At 71.1% G+C, this 767-nt stretch carries 1 protein-coding gene; it reads right to left on the bottom strand.

Translation table 11 applies throughout. The features are described 5' to 3' along the window. On the bottom strand, positions 1-767 hold a 767-nt coding region (locus GCN81_RS00120), incomplete at both ends, for a condensation domain-containing protein (RefSeq protein WP_231626283.1).

Genomic DNA, 767 nt, shown 5'->3' with positions numbered 1-767 from the left:
CACAGGGTGTAGTCGGCGTACTGCACCGGCAGCGGTGACCACTGCGGCTCCGTACCGCCACAACGAGCGGTGTACGCCGCCGCCAGGTCACGGGAGAGCGGGCCCATCGACCAGCCGTCACCCGCGATGTGGTGCAGCACCAGTTGCAGGACGTGCTCCTCGGAGCTCAGTTCCACCAGTTGCGCGCGCAGCGGCGGCTCCGTCGCCAGGTCGAAGCCCTGCCCCGCGGCATCATCGAGCAGAGCGGTCAGCTCCTCCTCGCCCGCCGCCCGCAGGACGCGGAGCTCCGGACGCACGGCGTCCGCGTCCAGGACGAGCTGCCGAGGCACACCGTCGCTCTCGGGGAAGACCGTCCGCAGACTTTCGTGCCGTGCGACGACGTCGCCCAGGGCGGCATCCAGCGCCGCGCGGTCCAGTGCACCGGTCAGCCGGAGCGCGAACTGGATGCTGTACGTGGAGCTGGAGCCCTCGAAGCGGTTGAGGAACCACAGGCGGCGCTGCGCGAACGACAGCGGCACCACCTCGGGCCGCTCGGCCCGGCTCAGCGCCTTCCGCGCCGGCCGCGCACCCGCCAGCCGCTCGGCGAGCGTGACGACCGTGGGTGCCTCGAACAGCGCCCGGACCGGCAGCTCCGCACCGAGCGCGCTCCGTATCCGGCTCACCAGCCGAGTCGCCAGCAGTGAATCGCCGCCGAGTTGGAAGAAGCTGTCGTCGATGTTGATGGTGGGGAGGCCGAGGGTTTCGGCGAAGAGGTCTGCGAGGAGTTT

Origin of the sequence: Streptomyces apocyni (assembly GCF_009739465.1) — a bacterium.
In the GTDB taxonomy this organism is placed as follows: Bacteria; Actinomycetota; Actinomycetes; order Streptomycetales; family Streptomycetaceae; genus Streptomyces; species Streptomyces apocyni.
Note: the sequence above shows the minus strand (reverse complement) of the source record. Positions and strands in the feature narration are given on the sequence as shown.